The organism is Kocuria sp., assembly GCF_030536815.1.
GTDB lineage: Bacteria > Actinomycetota > Actinomycetes > Actinomycetales > Micrococcaceae > Kocuria > Kocuria gwangalliensis.
The window spans coordinates 1-6,905 of record NZ_JAUNPE010000115.1 but is presented as its reverse complement, the minus strand read 5'-3'; the positions used below and the strand labels follow the sequence as shown (position 1 = coordinate 6,905).

Annotated in this window: 8 protein-coding genes; all 8 read left to right on the top strand. The window is 66.2% G+C overall.

Annotation, left to right across the window (positions count from 1 at the left end; all coding sequences use genetic code 11):
- Window positions 1-16: 16 nt before the first annotated feature.
- The 8 genes from rpmG to Q4E95_RS09900 all read left to right on the top strand — a co-directional run bounded on the left by rpmG (window position 17) and on the right by Q4E95_RS09900 (window position 6,690).
- A complete protein-coding gene (gene rpmG / locus Q4E95_RS09935) occupies window positions 17-184 on the top strand; it encodes a 50S ribosomal protein L33 (protein WP_190780701.1) in 168 nt (55 codons plus the stop codon).
- A gap of 4 nt (window positions 185-188) precedes the next feature.
- Window positions 189-494, top strand: coding sequence for a 30S ribosomal protein S14 (rpsN, locus tag Q4E95_RS09930; protein WP_303383157.1), 306 nt, complete (start codon window positions 189-191; stop codon window positions 492-494).
- A gap of 76 nt (window positions 495-570) precedes the next feature.
- Entirely contained in the window at window positions 571-855 is a 285-nt protein-coding gene (locus tag Q4E95_RS09925; protein ID WP_095796356.1) for an HU family DNA-binding protein, read from the top strand.
- A 157-nt stretch (window positions 856-1,012) separates the two neighbouring features.
- Window positions 1,013-1,630: a hypothetical protein gene (locus Q4E95_RS09920; protein WP_303383156.1), complete on the top strand. Its 618-nt coding sequence runs from the start codon at window positions 1,013-1,015 to the stop codon at window positions 1,628-1,630.
- Between the two features lie 120 nt (window positions 1,631-1,750).
- On the top strand, window positions 1,751-2,425 hold the full coding sequence (locus tag Q4E95_RS09915; protein WP_303383155.1) for a copper resistance CopC family protein: 675 nt from the start codon (window positions 1,751-1,753) through the stop codon (window positions 2,423-2,425).
- A 112-nt stretch (window positions 2,426-2,537) separates the two neighbouring features.
- The gene (locus Q4E95_RS09910) at window positions 2,538-3,200 is read left to right on the top strand and encodes a copper chaperone PCu(A)C (protein ID WP_303383154.1); all 663 of its coding nucleotides are present in this window, start codon (window positions 2,538-2,540) and stop codon (window positions 3,198-3,200) included.
- The gene (locus Q4E95_RS09905; protein ID WP_303383153.1) at window positions 3,190-4,467 is read left to right on the top strand and encodes a Dyp-type peroxidase; all 1,278 of its coding nucleotides are present in this window, start codon (window positions 3,190-3,192) and stop codon (window positions 4,465-4,467) included. Before Q4E95_RS09910 ends, Q4E95_RS09905 begins: the two co-directional genes overlap by 11 nt.
- 81 nt (window positions 4,468-4,548) lie before the next feature.
- Window positions 4,549-6,690: a cytochrome c oxidase assembly protein gene (locus tag Q4E95_RS09900; RefSeq protein WP_303383152.1), complete on the top strand. Its 2,142-nt coding sequence runs from the start codon at window positions 4,549-4,551 to the stop codon at window positions 6,688-6,690.
- The last annotated feature ends 215 nt before the right edge of the window (window positions 6,691-6,905 follow it).

Sequence of the window (6,905 nt, the reverse complement as noted above, 5' to 3'; positions counted from 1 at the left end):
GGGGAGAAGATCTGAGATGGCCAAGGACAAGGACGTACGTCCCATCATCAAGCTGAAGTCCACCGCTGGTACCGGCTTCACCTACGTAACCCGTAAGAACCGCCGTAACAATCCTGACCGCATGGTCATGAAGAAGTACGACCCGGTGGTTCGTCAGCACGTCGATTTCCGCGAGGAGCGCTAAACACATGGCAAAGAAGTCCAAGATCGCCAAGAACGAGCAGCGCAAGGTCATTGTCGAGCGCTACGCCGCCAAGCGCGCAGAGCTCAAGAAGACCCTCGTGGATGAGAACGCATCCCCGGAGGCCCGCGAAGAGGCTCGCCTGGGTCTGCAGAAGCTTCCCCGTGACGCTTCCCCGATCCGCGTCCGCAACCGCGACCAGATCGACGGCCGCCCCCGCGGAACCTTCCAGCGCTTCGGTATTTCCCGTGTGCGTTTCCGCGAAATGGCGCACCGTGGCGAATTGCCGGGTATTACCAAGTCGAGCTGGTAATTTCTCCCTCGGAAGCAATGGGTGCATAGGCGCCCTTTCCACCGAGAACGCCAATTAAGTCCAGGAGGACAAGCACATGGCTAAGAACCGCAGCGAACTCGTTGCCGAGGTTGCCGAGAAAGCCGGCACCACGCAGGCCGCCGTCAACGGCGTGCTGGATGCAATGTTCCAGGTCTTCGAGAGCTCCGTTTCCAACGGCGAGAAGATCACCATCCCGGGGTGGATGTCCGTCGAGCGCACCGACCGTGCCGCTCGTCAGGGCCGTAACCCGCAGACCGGTGAGACCATTCAGATTCCGGCGGGCCACGGTGTCAAGCTGACCGCCGGCTCCAAGCTGAAGGCTGCTGTCTCCTCCAAGTGAGGTAAGCCTGCGCGTGCACTACGCGCGTGACAGTTTGAGGGACCGCCCACGTATTTTCGTGGGCGGTCCCTCAAACGTTTCCGAGTTCGTGAATTCCCCGGCTGACACGCATAATGGAGGGGAATTTGTCGACTGATCAGAACCCCGGAGGTGTGCGGTGGCTTCGCGTGCGCGCCGTCTTGCCCGGGGTTGGGCCGCGTCCCTGACCGCGACGGGCCTGGGTGCCGCCTCCCACGCCGCCGTGGACGGCACATGGCCCCCGGTCATCCTGATGCTCCTCTCCGCCGCACTCGCGGCTCCCGTGTGCATGCTGCTCGCCGGCACGGTGCTCTCCCGGGTGAGCGTTGCCGCGGCGGTCGTGGCGAGCCAGGGCCTCTTTCACGGTGTGTTCGCGCAGGCCGGGCACGGCGTCACCGCCGTTGACCACACCCATCACGCCGCCGGTCCGGTTGCCGAGGGCACCCCACAGCTGGTGGTCACGACCGCCCCGGACCTGGTCCATCACGGCACGGGCATGCTGGTGGCGCACGTCGTCGCCGCCGTTGCCACCTACCTTCTCCTACGTCACGGTGAGGTCGCCGTGATGCGCCTGGTCGACGCCGTCTCGTTACGGGTCGCCGCCTGGGTCAGCGTGCCTACGCTTCCGGTGATCCGCACGGTGCCGCGCCGCATTGCGTGGACCTCTCCGCGCGCTCTCACCGATCAGCTGCTCCTGCCGGTCGTGCATGGTTTCAGGGGCCCACCCGCCCGGGGGACGGTCCCGGTTCTCGCGTAGTTCGTCGGCGTTGGTGGTCGGCGTTGCCGCGGGATCCGGAGTGCCGTCATGGCCACACTTCACATCCCGCTTCATGCCGCGCACAGCGGCAGTAACGCGTCCTTGACGCAGGAGAACTCCATGCACACTTTTGATTCCGCAGTCCCCGCCCGTTCCACATCCGCAGCACGGACGACGCCGCACAGCGCGGTGGCGCCCGCCGGTTCCGATCGGCGTCCGCTCGCGGCCGTCCTGCTGGCCCTGCTGACCGCATTGTTCATGCTCGTCAGCACGGTGCAACCAGCCGCAGCCCACGACGAAATGATCAGCTCCGACCCCGAGTCCGGGGCCGCGCTGGAGGCGTCGCCGGAAGCGCTCACCCTCACGTTCTCCGGAAACATCATGGACATCGGCCGGGAAGTCCGGGTGACGGACTCCACCGGTGAATCGCAGGTCGCGCAGGAATCGACCGTGGAGCGGCAGAAACTGATCCAGCCGCTCGGCAACCCCGGTTCCACCGAGGACGAGACCTACACGGTGGTGTGGCGCGTGGTGTCCGAGGACGGCCACCCCATTGAGGGAACCTTCGACTACACCGTGGGAGCGGGAGCCGGTGAGGTGGCCGACCAGGGCCCCACCCAGGAACAGTCCGCGACCCCCACGGGTGACGATCGGGACGACTCCGCGTCCGAGGCGGCCGAGCCCGCAGCCGAATCCGGCACGCCCGGTTGGCTGATCCCCGTGATCGGCGGTGTGGGTGCTCTCGCGCTGCTCATCGTGGTCCTGGTGCTGGCCACCCGCCGCAAGAAGAACTGATCGGCCACCGTATCCCGTAGGTTTCTGGGTTCCGCCCCGTATTTCCGTCGCGGCATATTCATGTGCCCCCGGTCGGGGCGGGGCGGAACTCAGGTTAGAGAAAGACCACACCATGAACTTGATGATTGAACGTGCTTCCGGTCCGCTGCCCCGCCCCGTGCGCCGCGGCGTGACATCCCTGCTGGCGGTGGGTCTGGCCGCGACGGCACTGACCGGCTGCTCCGCGAGCGGCAACCCGGCGAACGAGACCACGCAAGCCCCGGCGGCGTCGTCGGCGGAGGCAACTGCGGCGACCGGGCAAGTTGTGGAATTGGGGGACGGCTGGGCCAAGGCGGCCGATTCGAACATGACCTCCGTGTTCGGTTCGCTCAAGAACACCGGTGACCAGGCCGTGACGCTCGAATCCATTGCCGCGGCAGACACCGCTGACGTGGCCGAGCTGCACGAGACCGTGATGAACGACCAAACGGGCGCCACCGAGATGAAGCGGGTTGAGGGTGGCTTCGAGATCGGGCCCGGAGAGACCAAGACGCTGGAACCCGGTGGGGACCACATCATGCTCATGGAGCTCACGTGTGCCGTGCAGTCGGGGACCGATTTGACCCTCGACCTGGGGTTCAGTGACGGCCGGACCCAGAAGATCACCGTGCCGGTGCGCGACTACGCGGGAGCGCAGGAGCACTATGCCCCGGGCGAGGAGCACAGCGGCCACGGTGAGCACTCCGAGATGCCCAGCGCGCAATCCTCGGCACTTCCAGAATGCCATGAGCACTGACGAAACCCCTCGTTCCGGGGGCCTGCAGCGGCGATCACTCCTCGTCGGAGCGGTCGCCGGTGCGGGCGCCACCGGCATCGGAGCCGCATCAGCGGCGGGCTTCAGCGGGGTACTCGGTTCATCGGACCGGCCCACCTCCGGCCACGGCGACGCCGCACGGCACGGCCTGCAGACGGAACCGTTTTACGGCGCTCGGCAGGCCGGCGTGGCAACACTGCCCCAGGCCTTCTCCGCCTTCATCGCGTTGGACCTCAACAAGAGCGCGAGCAAGGATTCCCTGCGGCGCATGCTCCGGGTGCTCTCCGACGACGCCGCCGCCCTCACCCAGGGCCGCGCTCCGTTGTGGGACCAGGAGCCGTGGCTCGCGGAGAACCCCTCGCGGCTCACGGTCACGTTCGGATTCGGACCGAAGGTCATGTCCCTAATTGCTGCGGCCCGCTCCCCGGGGTGGCTCAAACCCCTCCCGGCATTCACCATCGACCGGTTGCAGGACCGGTGGAACCAGGGCGACGTGTTGGTGCAGCTGTGCTGCGACGACAAGCTCACCCTGGCGCATGCCCAGCGCGTGCTGCTCAAGGATTCGCGGTCCTTCGCGGCCGTGCGGTGGATCCAGGACGGGTTCCGCAACACCGTGGGGGCCACGGTTTCCGGCCAGAGCCTGCGCAACCTGTTCGGCCAGGTGGACGGCACGGTCAACCCGTATCCGGGGGAAACAGACCACGAGAAAGTGGTCTACGGGCGGGACGGATTCGATCCATGGATCGAGAACGGTACATCGCTGGTGCTGCGCCGCATCCACATGAATGTGGACACATGGGACGAGGCCGATACTCCCGCCCGCGAGGACGCGGTGGGCCGGAAGCTGGCCGACGGCGCCCCCCTGACCGGATCGCAGGAACACGATGAACCGAACTTCGAGGCCAAGGGCCCGTTGGGGTTCCCGGTGATCGCGTCCTACAGTCACATTCGGCGGTCCCGCACGGACAATCCCGACGAAAAAATCTTCCGCAGGGTCTACAACTACGATCTGCCGGTGGCCGACGCATCGGGGATGAGCCGTTCCGGTGAGATCAGCGGGGGAGTATCCAATACCGGATTGATCTTCGCGTCCTACCAAGCGGATCCGGTCAAGCAATTCGTGCCCATCCAGAAGAGGCTGGACGAGATGGACATGCTCAACACCTGGACCGTGCCCATCGGCTCGGCGGTGTTTGCGATTCCACCCGGGTGCGAGGAAGGTGGATTCGTAGGAGATCAACTCTTCTGATCGGATGAAGCACAACACAACAGGGGCACCGGCCCATAACGCGGGAATGGTCACCGAGCACGGGGCCGAAGGAGCACACGAATGAGCACTGCCACTGGGGCCAAAGCTCCGGAAAGCACGCCGCCTCGGCGGTCCGAGATCGCGGGGGTGAGCCTCACCCCGTGGACCGTGGCCGTGGTCCTGGTGAGCGCCATGATCGGGATGACCGCTGCCCTGTTGTACGGCGGCGCCTCGGACCCGCGCCAGGTTGCGGACCCGGGGGCCCTGGTGCGCTGGGGCCTGCCGGCCCTGGAGACCGTGCACAACATCTCGATGGCCGCGGTCATGGGTGCGCTCTTGTTGGCGATCGGTGTGGTGCCGAGATTCGCGGACCCCACGCGCAAGCGGCCGCCGCGCAACAGCCGCGACCAAGCCGCCGAACCGGAACACCCGGTGTATGCGGCGGTGCTGCAGCTGGCCCAGGCCGCGTCGGTCGTGTGGACCGTCTCCGCGATCGCGGTGCTGATCTTCACCTACTCGGACGTCTCGGGTACGGGATTGGGCGCGGGTGAGAACTACACCCAGCAATTGACCCACTACGTCACGGAGATCGCCACGGGTCAGGCGCAGGCCACCGTGGTGATCGTGGCGGCGGTGGTCACCACCTTGATCTTCGGTGTGCGTGCGCTCCTGGGTCTCTTCTGCACCCTGGCCTTGACCATGGTCGCGCTGGTGGCGCTCGCGTTGAACGGTCACTCATCGGGCGGGGCAGACCACATGGGGGCCGTGAACTCGCTGGGGCTGCACCTCTTGGGGGTTTGCCTGTGGGTGGGCGGTCTGATTGCCCTGGCGTGGGCCAGCCCATTGCTGGCCAAGGAGTCCACGGTGATTGCCCACCGCGGTCAGACCAGGCAGCGTGTCCCGTTGCTGGCCGTGGTGCTGCGCCGGTACTCGGTGGTGGCCCTGGGGTGCTACTTCCTGGTCCTGCTGTCGGGGATCATCAACGCGCAGGTGCGCATTGGTTCGTGGGAGCAGCTCAACTCGGGGTACGGCCGGATCGTGCTGGCCAAGCTGGTGCTGACCCTGGTGCTGATGCTGGTGGGCTTTGCGCACCGCCAGTGGCTGATCCCGGGCGTGACGGACGGCTCCCGTTCGCGCGCGGCCACTTTGTGGCGCGTGATCGTGGTGGAGCTGGTGCTGATGGGTTTGCTGATGGGCATTGCCTCCGCCCTGAGCCGGACGGCTCCCCCCGTGCCCGAGGAGATGCCCACGGACGCCTCCCCGGCGCGCCTGCTCACCTGGTACGAGCTGCCCCCCGAACCGACGGTCAGTTCCTGGTTCACCGAGTGGCGCATCGACTGGTTCTGGGCCGCAGTGGTCGTCTTCTTCGCCATCGTGTACCTCTGGGCCGCCATCAAGGTGTGGCGGCGCGGGGATCAGTGGTCGGTGCTGCGGACCGGGTCCTGGCTCATCGGGTTGGTGCTGCTCATGTATGCGACCTCCGGTGGTGTGGCGGTCTACGCCCGCGTGTTGTTCTCCGCGCACATGGTGGAGCACATGAGCCTCACCATGATCGTGCCGTTGTTCCTGGTCTCCGGCGCGCCCGTGACCGTGGTCCTCAAGGCCTTGGAACCCCGCGGGGACGGCACTCGCGGACCGCGTGAATGGATCCTGCGCCTCGTGCACTCCACGTGGGGCAAGATCGTGACCCACCCGATCTTCGCCGCGGCCAACTTCGCGTTCTCGATTGTTCTGTTCTACTTCACCGACCTGTTCCGCGTCACGCTGCGTTACCACGTGGGTCACGAGTTCATGATGATCCACTTCCTGTTCACCGGATACATGTTCGCCCTGGTGCTGATCGGTATCGACCCGATTCCCAAGCGCCCCACCTATCCCATGCGCCTGGTGCTGCTGCTGGCCACCATGGCCGCGCACGCGTTCATCGGCATCTCCATCATGAGCATGACCTCGGTGCTGCAGGCCGGCTGGTTCGGCAACATGGGCCGCCCCTGGGGCCCCAGCGCGCTGGAGGATCAGGAACTGGGCGGAATGCTCATGTGGGGCATCGGCGAGTTCCCCACGTTCCTGCTGGCCGTGATCGTGGCCATCCTGTGGGCGCTCGAGGGCAGCAAGGAGAACCGACGGGTGGACCGCCAGGCGGACCGCACCGACGACGCGGAGTTGAAGGCCTACAACGAAATGATGGCGAACCTCGCCGAGCAGGACGAACGCCGCCGCTGAGGCACGGACGGCAACGCGCGCGCCCGGGAAGATGCGCGCGGCGGCTAACGTTGATGTGAAAGACCCGATTTTTGCATGCCTGGAAGGACTCATCACACTGTGAAGACACAGCGGAGCACAACCCCCGTCCGAGCTTCTGAGCTCACCGGCCGCGCCTGGCTCAACACCGGCGACCGGCAGCTGGATCTGGAAGCCCTGCGCGGCAAGATCGTGGT

Bases quoted from the DNA above. Each gene is read 5' to 3' on its own strand.
- rpmG (WP_190780701.1), top strand. From the start codon at position 17: ATGGCCAAGGACAAGGACGTACGTCCCATCATCAAGCTGAAGTCCACC.
- rpsN (WP_303383157.1), top strand. From the start codon at position 189: ATGGCAAAGAAGTCCAAGATCGCCAAGAACGAGCAGCGCAAGGTCATT.
- Q4E95_RS09905 (WP_303383153.1), top strand. From the start codon at position 3,190: ATGAGCACTGACGAAACCCCTCGTTCCGGGGGCCTGCAGCGGCGATCA.
- Q4E95_RS09910 (WP_303383154.1), top strand. From the start codon at position 2,538: ATGAACTTGATGATTGAACGTGCTTCCGGTCCGCTGCCCCGCCCCGTG.
- Q4E95_RS09915 (WP_303383155.1), top strand. From the start codon at position 1,751: ATGCACACTTTTGATTCCGCAGTCCCCGCCCGTTCCACATCCGCAGCA.
- Q4E95_RS09925 (WP_095796356.1), top strand. From the start codon at position 571: ATGGCTAAGAACCGCAGCGAACTCGTTGCCGAGGTTGCCGAGAAAGCC.
- Q4E95_RS09900 (WP_303383152.1), top strand. From the start codon at position 4,549: ATGAGCACTGCCACTGGGGCCAAAGCTCCGGAAAGCACGCCGCCTCGG.